The organism is Flavobacterium aureirubrum, from assembly GCF_038739835.1.
In the GTDB taxonomy this organism is placed as follows: domain Bacteria; phylum Bacteroidota; class Bacteroidia; order Flavobacteriales; family Flavobacteriaceae; genus Flavobacterium; species Flavobacterium aureirubrum.
In genome coordinates this window covers 151,458-167,052 of sequence record NZ_JBCGDO010000005.1, presented here as the reverse complement: position 1 = coordinate 167,052, position 15,595 = coordinate 151,458, and the positions used below count along the sequence as shown (strand labels likewise).

The following is a 15,595-nucleotide window of genomic DNA, read 5'->3' as shown; positions in this document are numbered from 1 at the left end:
TATTAAACTGACTTCGCTCAATTAAATTTGGAATTTCACTTAGAGAAATCTGTTTAAAAAGTGAATTTTCACTATCAATAGACATAAATTCAGCTGTAAAACTCAATGCAACCACTTCTAAATCAGTTATTTTTGGCTTTCTACCAATTCCTGATTTGAACTCTAACTCAAAATTCAAAGAACTTAAAACTTCTAAAACTCTAAAATAATTTTTAACTATATTTGTCATAAATGTTGGTTGTTTGGCGACTTCAAGATACTGAATTTCAGTATCTTGACCAACATTTGTTTAATTTATTTTACTTCAAATAATTTCACCCAACGGGTTAAGTTACTTTTTTTTTACACAAAAAGACCATAACTAATAAAAAATCAGCTTTCACCTTCATAATTTAATCAACTGTTAAATGTAGTAAAAGTGCTTTTTATTTATACATTTATAAAAAATATAAAACCTTTTATTTTACAATGTTCAAAAAATTACTATTTCTGTCTTTTTTCTTATTTTCTTTTGAAATTTCAAATGCACAAGAAGTAACAAAACCTGATAAAGAACAGACCAGATGGGATATTACCAAACCTGGTGAAAATTTTAATTACAAAACACATAACTTTTCTACTTCAGAAGGTACTTGGATGAATCTCGATGTTAGTCCTGATGGAAGCACCATTGTTTTTGATTTATTGGGTGATATCTATAGTTTGCCTATCGCTGGTGGTAAAGCAAAAGTTCTTCGTACTGGTATTCCGTTTGAAGTACAACCGCGTTTCAGTCCCGATGGAAGTAAAATTTCATTTACAAGCGATGCTGGTGGTGGTGATAACTTATGGATAATGAATGCTGATGGTAGTAATGCCAAACAAGTTACAAAAGAAGATTTCCGGTTAATCACCAATCCCGCATGGATGCCAAATGGTAACTATCTCGTAGGAAGAAAAAACTTTACTTCTCAACGTTCAGCAGGTGCTGGCGAAATGTGGCAATATCACATCAGCGGCGGTACAGGAGTGCAACTAACAAAACGTAAAAACGACCAACAAGATGTTAACGAACCTATAATTTCTCCTGATGGTAAGTACATGTATTACAGCGAAGACATGTCTCCAGGTGGATTTTTTCAGTACAATAAAGATCCAAATAGTCAAATTTATATCATCTATCGTTATGAATTTGAAACTGGAAAAACAGAAACCGTTACTGGCGGTCCAGGTGGTGCTTTTCGACCTCAACTCTCGCGAGATGGCAAAAAACTCGCTTTTGTAAAACGAGTGAGAACTGCTACCGTTTTATATCTTCACGATATAGAAACTGGCGAAGAATGGCCTGTTTGCGATAAACTAGACAAAGACCAGCAGACAGCATGGGCTATGTTTGGAGTGTATCCAAACTTTAGTTGGCTGCCAAATAATGAAGATATCGTCATCTGGTTTGGTGGAAAAATCCAAAAAGTAAATACAAAAACTTATGAGATTACAAACATTCCTTTTTCAGCAGATGTTACTGTTGATATTGCGGATAGAGTGCATTTCAACACACCCATAAGTGATACTGATTTTACAGTAAAAATGATACGAGATGCTGTTACTTCACCTGATGGAAAAACATTGGTATTTAGAGCAATTGGCTATTTATGGACAAAATCACTACCAAATGGAACACCAAAAAGATTAACCAATGATACCGACTTTGAAGCTGAACCTACTTTTTCATCTGATGGTAAAAGCATTATCTACGTAACTTGGAATGATACAGAACTTGGCAGTATTAAAAAAGTGAATATGGATGGAAAAAATGTAGTAAAACTAACCGATAAAAAAGGAATCTATCGCACTCCTTCCCTATCACCCGATGGCAAGTTGATAGTTTTCCGCAAAGAAGCTGGAAACCTAGACCAAGGAAATGCTTTTACATTAAAGCCAGGTATTTACACTATGAATAGCAATGGTGGCGACAGTAAATTCATAACATCAAGTGGCGAATATCCAATTTTCACAAAAGATGGTGCACGTATATTTTACCAAACAGGAGGTGTATTTTTTGGCAACTTGGTGAAAGAATTAAAGAGCGTGGACTTGAACGGAAAAGACGAGCGCACACATATAAAATCGAAGTATGCAAATCGACTAATTCCAAGCCCAGACAACCAATGGATAGCTTTTACACATTTACATAAAGGTTACTTGGCACCTTTAAATATGAACGGTCAAGAAATAGATTTAGACAATAAAACTACAGCAGTACCAGTTTCAGAATTAACCCAAGACTCAGGGATTAATTTACATTGGGCTCAAAATAGTCAAAAAGTAATGTGGACTTTGGGAGATGAATACTATTCCAATGATTTAAAAAATCGTTTTACTTTTTTACCAGATTCACCTGAAAAAGTTGAAAAACCAGTAAATAATGGAATAAAAATTGGGTTAACAGTAAAAGTCGATAAACCGAAAGGAAAATTAGCATTAAAAAATGCCCGAATTATTACTATGGATGGTGATAAAATAATAGAAAAAGGGACAATTATCATCAACAAAAATCGAATTGAAGCAGTAGGCCAAACATCTGAAATTTCAATTCCTAGCGATGCTAGAATATATGATTTAGAAGGAAAAACTCTTATGCCAGGAATGGTTGATGCTCATGCTCACGTGGGTGCTTTTCGCTATGGATTAACGACCCAACAAAACTGGCAATTTTATGCCAATCTCGCATTCGGTGTAACTACTTCACACGATCCATCTTCAAATACAGAGTCAATTTTCACACTTTCAGAAATGGTAAAAAGTGGTGCTTTAGTTGGACCGAGAATTTATTCCACAGGTTTCATATTGTATGGTGCTGATGGCGATTTCAAAGCAGTAGTAAATAGTTTGGATGATGCTCGTTCTTCTATCAAACGAACTAAAGCGTTTGGTGCATTATCGGTAAAAAGTTATAATCAACCTCGTCGTGATCAACGTCAACAAGTTCTGCAAGCTGCTCGTGAAGAAGGTATTAACGTCGTTCCTGAAGGTGGTTCAAACTTTTTTCATAATATGACCATGGTTATTGATGGACATACTGGTATTGAACATAATATTCCTGTAACGCCAGTTTATAAAGATGTAATAGAGTTGTGGAGTAATAGTAAAGTAGGTTATACACCAACTCTTATTGTAAATTATGGCGGATTAAATTCAGAATATTATTGGTACCAAAAAACCAATGTTTGGGAAAACAAAAAACTGTTACAGTTTACCCCAAGAGCCATTATCGACTCTCGTTCACGTTACCGCATCATGGCTCCAGAAGAAGATTACAAAAATGATCATATTCTAACTTCACAATCGGTTAAAAAATTGGCAGATAAAGGTGTAAAAGTAAATATGGGTGCGCATGGACAGTTGCAAGGTTTAGGAGCACACTGGGAATTATGGAGTATTAATCAAGGTGGAATGAGCAATTTAGAGACTTTAAAAACAGCTACAATCAACAGTGCAAATTATATTGGTGCAGGCAGCGATATTGGCTCTCTTGAAGTGGGTAAATTAGCCGATATTTTGGTATTAGATAAAAATCCTTTAGACAATATTCAAAATTCCTTGTCACTTCGCTATACAATTGCTAACGGTAGAATGTACAATTCAGAAACTATGAACGAAGAAGGCAACGAACCTAAAAAACGTAAATCATTTTATTGGGAAAACAGTAAATACAGTACAAATTTTCCTTGGCACGAAGAAAGCGAAAGTTATATGCATCAACAATGTTGCGGCGCTAAACATGCTCACAATTAAAAATAAACAACATGTTACAAAAAAAAAACCACTTATTCAAATAAGTGGTTTTTTGCTTTTATAAAAGTGATGAAATAAAACTAGTCCTTTTTTTTCTTTTTTGATTTATTACTTTTTTTAGCGGTAACTTTAGCTTTCTTTGCTTTGTTTTTTTTGTTTTCCTTTTCTTTTTTTGCTTTTGCTTTTTCTTTAGCTTTTTTAGCTTTTTCCTTCTTCTGTTCAGCTTTCGCTTTTTCTTTTGTCTTTACTTTTTTAGCTTTTTCCTTTTTCTTTTCAGCTTTTGCTTTTTTACTTTTTTTATTGTCAGTTGCAACTTCTTCGTGAATACTTTCATTGATTACTAATTCGTTAGCTGTATCATCAATTATAATTTCTTCTTTTACTGGTATTGTTGCAATTTCTTCTATTTCTTGGCTCATTGCCGAATTGGGAGTTGTATTATCGTTGATAATGTCAGCTATCTGATTTGTTGATTTAGTTCGTTTGGTCATAATTCAATTTTATTAAAATGTTATCTTAATGTAAATAAACTGAAAACAAAAATAGTGTATAAAGTCATAGCCCAATGTAAAGTTTTGCATTTCGACAAAAACTTAACATTAGAAAATAGATTAATTCAATAGACCAGTTTAAAACTTAATTATAAAATAAAAATAAATCATACATTTACATAACCAACCTTAAATCGGAATAATTATGAATATAATAGTAAAAAACATTTTTGCTATAATTTTAGGAATTATAGTTGGAAGCGCGGTGAACATGCTAATAATACAAATTGGAACTTCTATTATTCCTCCACCCGAAGGTTTTGACATGACTTCAACAGAGGTATTAGCTTCTTCTATTCAACTTTATGAACCACAGCATTTTTTATTTCCATTTTTAGCACATGCGCTTGGAACATTCGCAGGTGCAATTATCGCAGCTGTTGTTGCAGCAACACATCGTTTTAAAATTGCTTTAAGTATAGGTTTGCTATTTTTAATTGGTGGTTTCTATATGGTTTTAATTTTACCATCGCCTATTTGGTTTTCCGTGTTAGATTTGTTTGTTGCCTATTTGCCAATGGCTTACTTTGCTGGAAAAATTATGGATACAAGAAGTGGAAATGCCAATTCTTATGGCCCAGTATTGTAAATTTGAAAGGCCAAAATTCACTATTATAATCTTTATTTCATAACCTTAGTTTAACATTTACGTTATACTATTTTCATAGTTTTAATACAAACTAAATTATTATGGATGCAAATTGGTACATCATAGTTGGAATAGTACTCTTGGGAATTGTTTTGATCGTTTTTTTAATTATTAAAAATCATAAAGACCAAAAAGATCTTGAAACATTTCTCAATAATGAATTTGAAATTGAAGACAAAGAGGAAGATGAAGTAAATAATCCGGTGTAATTTAATACTGATAAAATTAAAAATTCTTTTCCGTTAGTCTTGAAGTTTGTTAATTCATCCAAATAGGATGACAATTATCATATCATTTTTGTTCATATTTTGTTAGCTTTAATAAACAAATTAAAATTATGATAAAAATGAAAATAATTGCTCATAAAACTACTTTTGTTACATGGTTAGCAAGAGGTTTGAGCTTCTTCATTGCGATTTTCATAAGTTTGTTTGCTTCAGACACTTTTTATGCAAAATTAGAATTTTAGGATAAAGCCCTTGAACTTCTGCTTCATTTAACTCCAACTTTTTTGGTATTATTAGTGCTTTTAGTCTCATGGTATCAAGAACTAACTGGCTCGATTATCTACATTTCTTTAGGTCTATTCTATATTTTGCTATTTTGGGGTAAATTTGATTTGATAACCTATCTCTTAATTTCAGGACCACTATTTTTAATTGGTATACTTTATTACATAAGCTGGAAACAAAATAGAATAACACATAAAACATAATATAGAATAAAAAACGAAGGCGCTATTCAAAGCGCCTTTTGCATTTTTACTTAAAAAAATATTAATAAGCCAATACTTCTTGTAAAACGTTCTCAAATCGTTCTTTAGGCAAATATTGGTCTTCCAATGCTTTTACAAATGGAATTGGACTTTCTAAACTTCCAACCCTTTTCACAGGCGCATCGAGATATTCAAAACAATTTTCCATAATTAATGCTGAAATATCACTTGAAATTCCACCGAAAACTGTGTCTTCTTGCAAAATAATACATCTTCCCGTTTTCTTTATTGATGTAAAAATCGTTTCAGTATCCAAAGGTTGTAAACTTCTTAAATCAATCAAATCTGCTTTGATTTCTGGATTTTTAGTCAACGTTTCCAAAGCCCAATGAACGCCTGCACCGAAAGAAATTATAGTAACATCAACACCTTCTTTAATAACCGAAGCTTTGCCAAAAGGAATGGTATAATAATTTTTAGGCACATCTTGATAAACAGAACGATACAACTGCTTGTGCTCAAAATAAAGCACCGGATTTGGATCATTAATTGCGGTATTCAATAAACCTTTGGCATCAAATGGAAAGGCTGGATAAACCACTTTCAAACCTGGTGTTTTAGTAAACCAAGCTTCATTCGTTTGTGAGTGAAATGGTCCAGCTTGTGTTCCGCCACCGCAAGGCATTCGCACTACAACATCGGCTTTTTCTCCCCAACGATAATGTTGTTTTGCTAATAAATTTACAATTGGATTAAATCCAGAAGAAACAAAATCGGCAAATTGCATTTCTACAATTGCTTTATAACCATTGATAGACAAACCGTTTGCTGCAGATACAATTGCACTTTCACAAATTGGAGTATTTCGAACTCTTTCTTTTCCAAAAGCTTCTACAAAACCTTCGGTAATCTTAAATGCTCCACCATATTCAGCAACATCTTGTCCCATAATGACAAGATTTTCATGGCGTTCCATTGACTGCTTTAAAGATGAAGAAATAGCATCAATAACTCGAATATTTTCTACTTCTGATGATGGCTCAACTAATTCAAAATCATAATGTTTGTACACATCATTTAATTCGTCAAATAAATCAGCTTCAAAGTCTGGTTCGGCTTGTGTAATTGCCCAATGCTTGTCTATTTCTTTTTTAATTACTGATTTTAACTCCGCATCTAATTCTTCGGATAAAACCCCAATATTGATTAAATAATCTTTAAAATTTGAAACGGGATCTTTCTTTGCCCATTCGTCCATCAACTCTTGAGGAACATATTTTGTTCCACTTGCCTCTTCATGTCCACGCATTCTGAAGGTTTTAAATTCAAGTAAAATTGGTCGCGGATTGATGGCTAAGGAAGATTTTAATTCAAGTATTTTATTATAAACTTCAAGAATGTTATTTCCATCGATAATATGACTTTCCATTCCGTAGCCAATTCCCTTATCGGCTAAATTTTCACAACGGTATTGCTCATTTGTTGGCGTTGAAAGACCATAGCCGTTATTTTCTATAACAAATAAAACAGGCAAATCCCAAACAGCAGCAATATTCAACGCTTCATGAAAATCGCCTTCAGAAGTCGCACCTTCACCAGTAAAAACAGCTGTGACTTTACCGTTTTTTTTCAATTTGTTGGCTAATGCAATTCCGTCAGCTACACCCATTTGTGGTCCAAGATGCGAAATCATTCCAATAATATTAAACTCTTGCGTACCAAAATGAAAACTTCTATCTCTACCTTTCGTAAAACCCGATTTTTTGCCTTGCCACTGCGAAAACAATCTGTGCAACGGAATATCTCTAGACGTAAATACACCTAAATTTCTATGCATGGGCAAAATATATTCATCTTTATCAAGAGCGTTTGTGATTCCCACAGAAATAGCTTCTTGACCGATACCTGAAAACCATTTGGAAACCTTTCCTTGACGAAGTAAAATGAGCATTTTTTCTTCAATCATTCTAGGCATAAGAAGTCGTTTGTACAAATCTAATAAGCGTATATTGGAATGGTCTTTTCTATCGAAATTCATTTTTATTTTTATTTTGGTTCAAAAGTAATAAAAGGGTTTATTTTTAACAATAAATCTGACTTAATAATAACTACTATGTTTGCCTTCTAATTGTTGATAACTTTGAAAAATCATAATTAAAAATTGATTACATTTGTAGCTATGCATTGATTTTAATGCGTTTTAAGTTATTAACAAAAAAGTTTTAGTATGCAACAAATTCCAAGTGTTGACTTACGTGATTTCCTGTCGGACGATCCGGCACGTAAACAAAAGTTTGTAAATGAAATCGGAAAAGCTTACGAAGAAATAGGTTTCGTAGCATTAAAAGGTCATTTTCTTGATGACAAATTAGTGGAAGATTTATATGGAGAAGTTCGAAACTTCTTCAATCTGCCATTAGAAGTAAAATCAAAATATGAAATACCAGGAATTGGTGGACAAAGAGGTTATGTTTCTTTTGGTAAAGAACATGCAAAAGGTCGTTCAGCTGGGGATTTAAAAGAATTTTGGCATTTTGGACAATATGTTAGTGAAGGTTCAAAATATGCTGGCGAATATCCTGATAATGTTGATGTTTCAGAATTACCAAACTTCAACATCGTAGGAAAAGAAGCCTATCAAATGCTTGAAAAAACGGGTATTTATGTGTTAAGAGCTTTGGCAATACACATTGGTTTAGACGAATTTTATTTTGATAATTACATCAAAGATGGAAATTCCATTTTAAGACCAATTCACTATCCGCCAATTACAGATGAACCACAAGATGGCGCTGTGCGTGCTGCTGCTCATGGTGATATTAATCTAATCACACTTTTAATGGGTGCACAAGGTAAAGGCTTACAGGTTCAAAACCACGATGGTCAATGGATTGATGCCATGGCAGAACCTGATGAATTGATGATAAATGTGGGTGATATGTTGTCAAGACATACAAACAATAGATTAAAATCAACTATCCATCAAGTAGTTAATCCGCCAAGAGAACTTTGGGGAACATCGCGTTTTTCAATTCCGTTTTTTATGCATCCTGTTAGCGATATGAAATTAGATTGTTTAGAACAATGCATCGATGAAAATAATCCTAAAGGATTTGAGGACATTACAGCAGGAGAATTCCTTGACGAACGTCTAGTTGAATTAGGATTAAAGAAAAAATAAGAATTAACAAACTCTAACAAAAAAGGCATTGAGTTCACTTCATGTCTTTTTTTGATTTAAATATACGCCACATTGGAACGCGGATGAAACAGATTTAACGAATCATCGCAGATTTAAATAAAATATTTATGAGCAGCATTTTACACCAGGAATTAACAAAATCAATTATAAAAATTTTTTATGACGTGTATAATGAATTAGGATATGGATTTCTTGAACGTGTTTATCAGAATGCTTTATATTATGAATTAAAAGAAAATGGTTTTAAAGTAGAAGCGCAAAAGAAAATTAAAGTATTTTACAAAGAAATTGAAGTTGGTGACTATATTGCTGACATAATTGTAAATGATTTAATTATATTAGAATTAAAAGCACAAGAATATTTAGTAGAAGCAAACGAGTTTCAATTAATAAACTACCTAAAAGCAACCGATTGTGAAGTTGGTTTATTACTTAATTTTGGAAAAAAGCCAGAGTTTGTTAGAAAAATATATCAAAATTACAGAAAATAAAAATCTGCGATAACTCGTTTAATCCGTGTTATCCTCGTTCAAAAAAAATGGATTTACAAGACCAACTAAAAAAACTATTTCCCGACCATGAAGTTTCCAACGAACCAGAAACCGTTGATGAAACTCCACACAAATTATTTGTTCAAAAAGAACCTATACTTTGTAAATACGAAAAACGAAAAGGAAAACCAACTACCATAATCTCAGGCTATGAAGGTGAAGAAGAAGATTTCAAACTTTTAGCCAAAGAAATTAAAAGTAAGTTAGCTATTGGCGGAAGTTTCAAAGATGGAGAAATCATCCTTCAAGGCGATTATCGTGACAAAATCATGAAAATTCTGCAAGACAAAGGTTTTAAAACCAAACGTGTTGGTGGTTGAAACAATTACAATTAACAACTTTAAACTTTTAAACCTTAAACAATTTAAACAAAACAAACAATGATTGCATCATCCGAATTAATATTAAACCCAGACGGCAGTGTATACCACTTAAATCTAAAACCCGAACATATTGCAAACGATATTATTTTCGTAGGCGACCAAAACCGAGTGGAAAAAATCACGCAATTCTTTGAAAAAATTGAATTTTCAACTCAAAAACGTGAATTCAAAACCCAAACTGGTTTCTTCAAAGGAAAACGAATGACCGTAATGTCAACCGGAATTGGACCTGACAATATAGACATAGTGATGAACGAACTCGATGCCTTGGTGAATATCGACTTAGAAACTCGCAAACCAAAAGAAAACTTAACATCGCTAAACATCATCCGAATTGGAACATCAGGTTCATTACAAGCCAATATTCCTGTTGATAGTTTCGTGTTAAGCAAATATGCCGTTGGATTAGACAACATGCTTCGCTCCTATTTAATTGACGAAATTTCAGAAAAAAACCTCGAAGAAGCATTCATTGCCCAAACCAATTGGGATTTACGCAAAGGACAACCTTATGTAATATCGTGCTCAGAAACTTTGGAACAAAAAATCGAAAGTCCACGTTTTCACAAAGGTTTCACTGGAACAGCTGGCGGATTTTATGGACCGCAAGGTCGCGTTTTACGTCTTGAAATTCAGGACAGCGAACTCAACAGCAAAATGGACGCATTCGAATTTGAAGGAACAAAAATGACCAATCTCGAAATGGAAACTGCAGCCATTTATGGACTAGGAAAACTGCTTGGACACAATTGCTTGTCGTTGAATGCTATCATTGCCAATCGTGCCAATGGAACATTTAGCGCTGATCCATACAAAGCTGTAGATGAACTAATTGCTTATACTTTACAAAAACTTTCTGAATAATTTTTTTTGGAGCTATTTCCCGCTTTCGCCTTTATCTCGCTCCGTAAACTACGCGAGGATATCGGCTCTATCGGGGCTAAAAACCGTAAACCATGAACTTAATTCTCGAAACAGAACGATTACTACTTCGTCCATTAGAACTTTCTGATGCCGACGAAATGTTTGCTATGGATAATCAAGCAGAAGTACACAAATATCTTTGGCAAAATCCAACACAAAACGTTGAAGAAACCATCAAAATAATTGAAATGGTTCAAAAACAATATAAAGAAAGCAGAATTGGTCGATTTGCAACCATTTTGAAAGAAACCAACGAATTCATTGGTTGGACAGGAATAAAGTTTGTAAACGACCATGTTGAAAACGGAAACACCAATTTCTATGATTATGGTTATCGCTTAAACCCAAAATTTTGGGCAAAAGGTTACGCCACCGAAGCTTCAATCGCCTGGCTTGACTATGGTTTCAAACAAATGAATATCCAAGAAATGAACGCTTATACACATGCTGAAAACACTGCATCCAATCGTGTTTTAGAAAAAGTGGGAATGACTTTTATGGAAAATTATCCAGATGAAAGTGGCGTAACTTGGAAATGGTGGCAAATGGAAAAAAGTGTTCAGTAAACAGTTGTCAGTTATCAGTTTATGGATTTTGAAGCGCTAATTGAAAAAGTAAAAAACATTCCTTACGGAAGAAATTCAAACCGTACTGATTTTTCATTAGTCATTTCAGAAAACAAAGGAACTTGCAGTTCGAAACATGCCTTTTTAAAAGATTATGCCAATAAAAATAATATTCCAAACGTAGATTTAATCATTGGAATTTATAAAATGAATGAAGCAAACACCAAAATTGGTTCGATTTTAAAAGAAAACAATTTGGAATATCTGCCCGAAGCGCATTGTTATTTAAAAATCAACGGAAAAGTAACCGATATCACTAATCCAAACTCTGATTTTGAAAAATTAAGAAATGATATCTTAGAAGAAATTAACATTGAACCCAATCAAGTAGCCGATTTTAAAGTTAAATACCATCAAAAATTCCTGAAAAATTGGATTACAGAAAACCAAATTCCCTTTACTTTTGAAGAAATTTGGAACATTAGAGAAAAATGTATTCAAAAACTCTCTGAACAGTCTTAATACTTACTACTCCAATCTTAATACTAATAAATGAAAACAATTAAAATAGCTGGCGTTCCAGAACATTTCAATCTTCCGTGGCAACTTTGCATCGAAAATGGCGAATTTGAAAACGAAGGCATCGATTTACAATGGACAGACATTCCCGAAGGCACAGGAAAAATGTGTCAAATGCTTCGTGATGGCGAAACGGATATTGCAATAATTCTAACCGAAGGAATTGTAAAAGATATTGTTGGAGGAAATCCAAGTTCGATAGTACAAGTTTATGTTGAAAGTCCATTGATTTGGGGAATTCACGTAGCGGCAAATTCAAAATTTAAAACACTTCCCGATTTAGAAAACACCAAAGCTGCCATTTCTCGTTTGGGTTCAGGTTCGCATTTAATGGCGTATGTCAATGCTCAAAATCAAAATTGGGATACCAATAACCTGCAATTTGAAGTAGTAAATACCATTGATGGCGCCGTTGAAGCGTTGACTAATGGCAGTGCTGATTACTTCATGTGGGAACGATTTATGACCAAACCATTAGTAGATAAAGGAATTTTTCGTCGCGTTGCCGAATGTCCAACGCCTTGGCCATGCTTTGTAATTGCAGTAAGAAATGAATTTTTAGAACACAATAAGCAAACCCTTTTTCTTATACTTGATATTATTAACAACACTACGACAGAATTTAAAGAAATTCCAAGTATTGATAGGACTTTGGCATCAAAATACAATCAGCAATTACAAGATATTCAAGAATGGCTTTCGCTTACTAAATGGTCTCAAAAAACACTAGACGAAAAAGTGTTAAACAAAATTCAAAATCAGTTGTTTGACCTAAAAATTATAGATAAAAAGGGTACTTTTGCTGAAATAGTAAAAGCCATTTAGCTTTTGCCATTGGCATTATGATCAAATTAAATAATCTCACTTATCCGCGTCTGAAAGAAATATTCAGGATAAAAAGTCCTTGGGATTTGATTATCATATTTATCTTGAATGTCTTATTAACCATTCCTGTATTCATCATTGCTCATAATAATTTCATTACCCTCGATTGGGCACATAACGTCGATAGAATTATATTATTTATTCTCATCCTTGTCATTATTCAGCTAATTTTAAGAGCTATGAGAAGAGTGACTTTAATTTCGATTATACTTTATTTGATATTGCTTTTATTTGGAACCTTATCTGGCGAGTATGGTTTTCAAAATATTTTTGAAGATTATCGTTCGATGATGTATACCATGGAAGAAAATCCTTATCCGCAAGATATCATCATCTCTAAACTAATGCCTTTTCCTAATAAATCCAAGATAATTGACGCTGTGGAATATCAAAATCCGAAAGTGAGAGATTTTGCTTTAATGGCAATCAACAAAAATTTAAAAAAAATACGAGGATATAATAACTATTTTACAATTATTCAATCTTTTGCAATTTTCAAAGAAATAAACAGCAATTGGCACTATGTAAGCGACCCAAAAGGCCACGACTATATTGCTAAAGCTACTGAGTCATTAAAATATCTATCAGGTGATTGTGATGACCACTCTATCTTGATGGTAGCATGCATAAAATCTATTGGAGGAACCATGCGGTTAATTCACACCAAAGGACATATTTATCCCGAAATTTATATTGGAAATGAAAGAGATTTGGAACGAATTAACTATATCATAAAAAAATATCTTTTCCCAACCGAGAGTAATCACAAACCCATTCACTATCATATTGACGAGCGTGGAAGTATTTGGCTCAATTTAGATTATACTGCAAAATATCCTGGTGGTCCTTTTATGAATGAAGAAATTTTAGGTGCATTAACTTTTGATTAAACTTTATAATTACTAATTACTTCTACTTACTTGTCGTTAATTACTAATTTATTTTTATATTCGTTCAAAATAAAATAGGGTATAATGAAGAAAATTTTATATTTATTATTGTTACTAACATTTGCGACGCAAGCACAAGAAACAAGTGGAATTATTGATAAAAAAAATGAAATCCGTGTTGATGTTTTATCGATTATTGCTTTTTCAAAATTAAGTGTTAGTTATGAACGTTTTTTTAGCACTGATTATTCAGTTGGAGTAAATGTAAATTACGCAAATAGCAATAAATTAAATGATGATTTTGATCTTGGATACAGAAATAATCTTCCAAAATTTGAAATAAATCCCTACATAAGGTATGCTTTGTCTAAAAGTAAAACTAGGTACTATTTTGCAGAGATATTTGGATCTTATAACGGTGGTGATTTCAAAGAAATAATTAGAGTTACAGGTATGGCGCAACCTGATTATTATATCACAAAAAAATCAAGTTATACCGATTTTGGTGTGGGTGGAAGTTTAGGCTACAAAATGTATTTTCATGATGCTTTTGCGCTTGAAGTTCTGGTAGGATTTGGATCAAATCTTTTTAATACAGACAAAAGCCCTGATGTCATTTCAAGAGTTGGTATAAATTTAGGATATAGATTTAAATAAATTATTATGAAAAAAATAGTGCTACTAGCTTTTGCTTTTTTGCTTTCAAATTGTGATACTAACGATGATGGATTTTATAATAATGTTTTTATAAATGTTCCTAATTTAGTTTCAATTGAAAATACTGAAACCAGTTATTCAGTTGGTGAAAAGCTATATGTTTCCTCTCAGTTTCCGAGAATCTTAAATGATGGTGCTTTAATAGATATTTTTCAAACCACTGGAGCAAATGAATTTGTCTTCACATATATCATTGAAAAACGAATTAATAGTACAGAATGGGAAGTAGTATCAGTAAACGATAATCAATTAGATATTGTAAAAGGTAATGCTCAAAATGGCTCGTTTGTTTACGCTATTTGTCAATTTAATACCGTTTCAAATCTTTATGAATATCGTGTTGGATTCCCTCTGTTAACTGCTGGAACCTATCGAATGAGTTTTGGTTATAACAGCGACTCCAAGGATAGCGTGGAACTGCGCTCTTTAAGTCCATCAAAACGGTTAGTTTTAAATATTGATTCCGAAATTTCTGGACTTGACACTAATGGTTACTATAATTTTACTGTAAACTAAGTTACCAATTTATTTCTTTTTGCCCGCATTTTCTTAAATAGTCATTTGTTTCACTGAAATGTTTGTTGCCAAACCATAATCCACGATTAGCGCTTAATGGTGAAGGATGTCCTGTTTCTAAAACATGATGTTTAAGTTTATCAATTTTAGAACCTTTTTTTTTGGCAAAACCACCCCAAAGTAAGAAAACAACATGTTCTTTTTCGTCAGATATTTTTTGAATAACTGCATCTGTAAATGTTTCCCAACCTTGATTTTGATGACTTCCGGCTTGACTTTCACGCACAGTAAGAGTTGCATTAAGCAATAATACACCTTGGTTTGCCCAACGTTCCAAATTTCCAGAACTAGGAATTGACACACCTAAATCAGCTTGAATTTCTTTAAAAATATTACTTAAAGATGGTGGAAAAGCAATGCCATCATTCACCGAAAAACAGAGACCATTTGCTTGCCCAAAACCATGATAAGGATCTTGTCCAATAATAACTACTTTTATTTTATCAAAAGTACAATAATCAAAGGCTGCAAATATTTGCGCTCCTTTTGGAAAACACCTTTGTGTTGCGTATTCGTTTTTTACAAAATCAATTAACTTTTGAAAATATGGTTTATCAAATTCTTGATGAAGAACGTTATGCCAAGAACTGTGTATTTTAATCAACATCTCTTAAAATTTTATCAAAAATAATG

General features: G+C 32.8%; 18 protein-coding genes and 1 pseudogene. 15 read left to right on the top strand and 4 right to left on the bottom strand.

All coding sequences use genetic code 11. The features are described from left to right. Positions 1 to 229: pseudogene (locus WFZ85_RS06195) on the bottom strand (IS982 family transposase); the annotation flags it as partial. 239 nt (positions 230 to 468) lie between these two features. On the opposite strand from WFZ85_RS06195, the gene WFZ85_RS06190 reads away from it, so the two are divergent. Further along, positions 469 to 3,774, top strand: a complete 3,306-nt coding sequence (locus WFZ85_RS06190; RefSeq protein WP_342695420.1) for an amidohydrolase family protein — start codon at positions 469 to 471, stop codon at positions 3,772 to 3,774. An 80-nt stretch (positions 3,775 to 3,854) separates the two neighbouring features. On the opposite strand, the gene WFZ85_RS06185 is transcribed toward WFZ85_RS06190, so the two are convergent. Next, positions 3,855 to 4,265 (bottom strand): hypothetical protein, encoded by a 411-nt coding sequence (locus WFZ85_RS06185; RefSeq protein WP_342695419.1) that lies wholly within the window; start codon positions 4,263 to 4,265, stop codon positions 3,855 to 3,857. A 205-nt stretch (positions 4,266 to 4,470) separates the two neighbouring features. Between WFZ85_RS06185 and WFZ85_RS06180 the strand changes: the two genes are divergently transcribed. From WFZ85_RS06180 to WFZ85_RS16535, 4 genes are all read left to right on the top strand, one after another. Next, on the top strand, positions 4,471 to 4,914 hold the full coding sequence (locus WFZ85_RS06180; RefSeq protein ID WP_342695418.1) for a hypothetical protein: 444 nt from the start codon (positions 4,471 to 4,473) through the stop codon (positions 4,912 to 4,914). A 101-nt stretch (positions 4,915 to 5,015) separates the two neighbouring features. Beyond that, complete coding sequence (locus tag WFZ85_RS06175; RefSeq protein ID WP_342695417.1) at positions 5,016 to 5,183, top strand: hypothetical protein; 168 nt, start codon at positions 5,016 to 5,018, stop codon at positions 5,181 to 5,183. 137 nt (positions 5,184 to 5,320) lie between these two features. Further along, the gene (locus WFZ85_RS06170) at positions 5,321 to 5,443 is read left to right on the top strand and encodes a hypothetical protein (protein WP_342695416.1); all 123 of its coding nucleotides are present in this window, start codon (positions 5,321 to 5,323) and stop codon (positions 5,441 to 5,443) included. Between the two features lie 18 nt (positions 5,444 to 5,461). Then, positions 5,462 to 5,689, top strand: coding sequence for a DUF7670 domain-containing protein (locus WFZ85_RS16535; RefSeq protein WP_461782268.1), 228 nt, complete (start codon positions 5,462 to 5,464; stop codon positions 5,687 to 5,689). Positions 5,690 to 5,750: 61 nt separating this feature from the next. On the opposite strand, the gene WFZ85_RS06165 is transcribed toward WFZ85_RS16535, so the two are convergent. After that, positions 5,751 to 7,727: an alpha-ketoacid dehydrogenase subunit alpha/beta gene (locus WFZ85_RS06165; RefSeq protein WP_342695415.1), complete on the bottom strand. Its 1,977-nt coding sequence runs from the start codon at positions 7,725 to 7,727 to the stop codon at positions 5,751 to 5,753. A 189-nt stretch (positions 7,728 to 7,916) separates the two neighbouring features. Here WFZ85_RS06165 and WFZ85_RS06160 point away from each other — a divergent pair, with 189 nt between their 5' ends. The 10 genes from WFZ85_RS06160 (at position 7,917) to WFZ85_RS06115 (ending at position 14,902) form a co-directional block, all read left to right on the top strand. Beyond that, entirely contained in the window at positions 7,917 to 8,870 is a 954-nt protein-coding gene (locus tag WFZ85_RS06160; protein WP_342695414.1) for an isopenicillin N synthase family dioxygenase, read from the top strand. A 128-nt stretch (positions 8,871 to 8,998) separates the two neighbouring features. Beyond that, a complete protein-coding gene (locus WFZ85_RS06155; protein WP_342695413.1) occupies positions 8,999 to 9,382 on the top strand; it encodes a GxxExxY protein in 384 nt (127 codons plus the stop codon). Between the two features lie 47 nt (positions 9,383 to 9,429). After that, on the top strand, positions 9,430 to 9,762 hold the full coding sequence (locus tag WFZ85_RS06150; RefSeq protein ID WP_342695412.1) for a translation initiation factor: 333 nt from the start codon (positions 9,430 to 9,432) through the stop codon (positions 9,760 to 9,762). Between the two features lie 60 nt (positions 9,763 to 9,822). Beyond that, the gene (locus WFZ85_RS06145; RefSeq protein ID WP_342695411.1) at positions 9,823 to 10,689 is read left to right on the top strand and encodes a nucleoside phosphorylase; all 867 of its coding nucleotides are present in this window, start codon (positions 9,823 to 9,825) and stop codon (positions 10,687 to 10,689) included. A gap of 92 nt (positions 10,690 to 10,781) precedes the next feature. Next, on the top strand, positions 10,782 to 11,315 hold the full coding sequence (locus WFZ85_RS06140) for a GNAT family N-acetyltransferase (RefSeq protein ID WP_342695410.1): 534 nt from the start codon (positions 10,782 to 10,784) through the stop codon (positions 11,313 to 11,315). 21 nt (positions 11,316 to 11,336) lie between these two features. Beyond that, positions 11,337 to 11,837 carry a hypothetical protein gene (locus WFZ85_RS06135; RefSeq protein WP_342695409.1) on the top strand — a complete coding sequence of 167 codons (501 nt, stop codon included), beginning with the start codon at positions 11,337 to 11,339 and terminating at the stop codon, positions 11,835 to 11,837. Positions 11,838 to 11,867: 30 nt separating this feature from the next. Then, the gene (locus tag WFZ85_RS06130) at positions 11,868 to 12,719 is read left to right on the top strand and encodes a substrate-binding domain-containing protein (RefSeq protein WP_342695408.1); all 852 of its coding nucleotides are present in this window, start codon (positions 11,868 to 11,870) and stop codon (positions 12,717 to 12,719) included. A 17-nt stretch (positions 12,720 to 12,736) separates the two neighbouring features. Continuing rightward, entirely contained in the window at positions 12,737 to 13,669 is a 933-nt protein-coding gene (locus WFZ85_RS06125; protein ID WP_342695407.1) for a transglutaminase, read from the top strand. An 84-nt stretch (positions 13,670 to 13,753) separates the two neighbouring features. Further along, positions 13,754 to 14,326 (top strand): DUF3575 domain-containing protein, encoded by a 573-nt coding sequence (locus WFZ85_RS06120; protein WP_342695406.1) that lies wholly within the window; start codon positions 13,754 to 13,756, stop codon positions 14,324 to 14,326. 6 nt (positions 14,327 to 14,332) lie between these two features. After that, on the top strand, positions 14,333 to 14,902 hold the full coding sequence (locus WFZ85_RS06115) for a hypothetical protein (RefSeq protein ID WP_342695405.1): 570 nt from the start codon (positions 14,333 to 14,335) through the stop codon (positions 14,900 to 14,902). A gap of 1 nt (position 14,903) precedes the next feature. On the opposite strand, the gene WFZ85_RS06110 is transcribed toward WFZ85_RS06115, so the two are convergent. Then, positions 14,904 to 15,569, bottom strand: a complete 666-nt coding sequence (locus WFZ85_RS06110) for a uracil-DNA glycosylase (protein WP_342695404.1) — start codon at positions 15,567 to 15,569, stop codon at positions 14,904 to 14,906. Positions 15,570 to 15,595 lie beyond the last annotated feature (26 nt).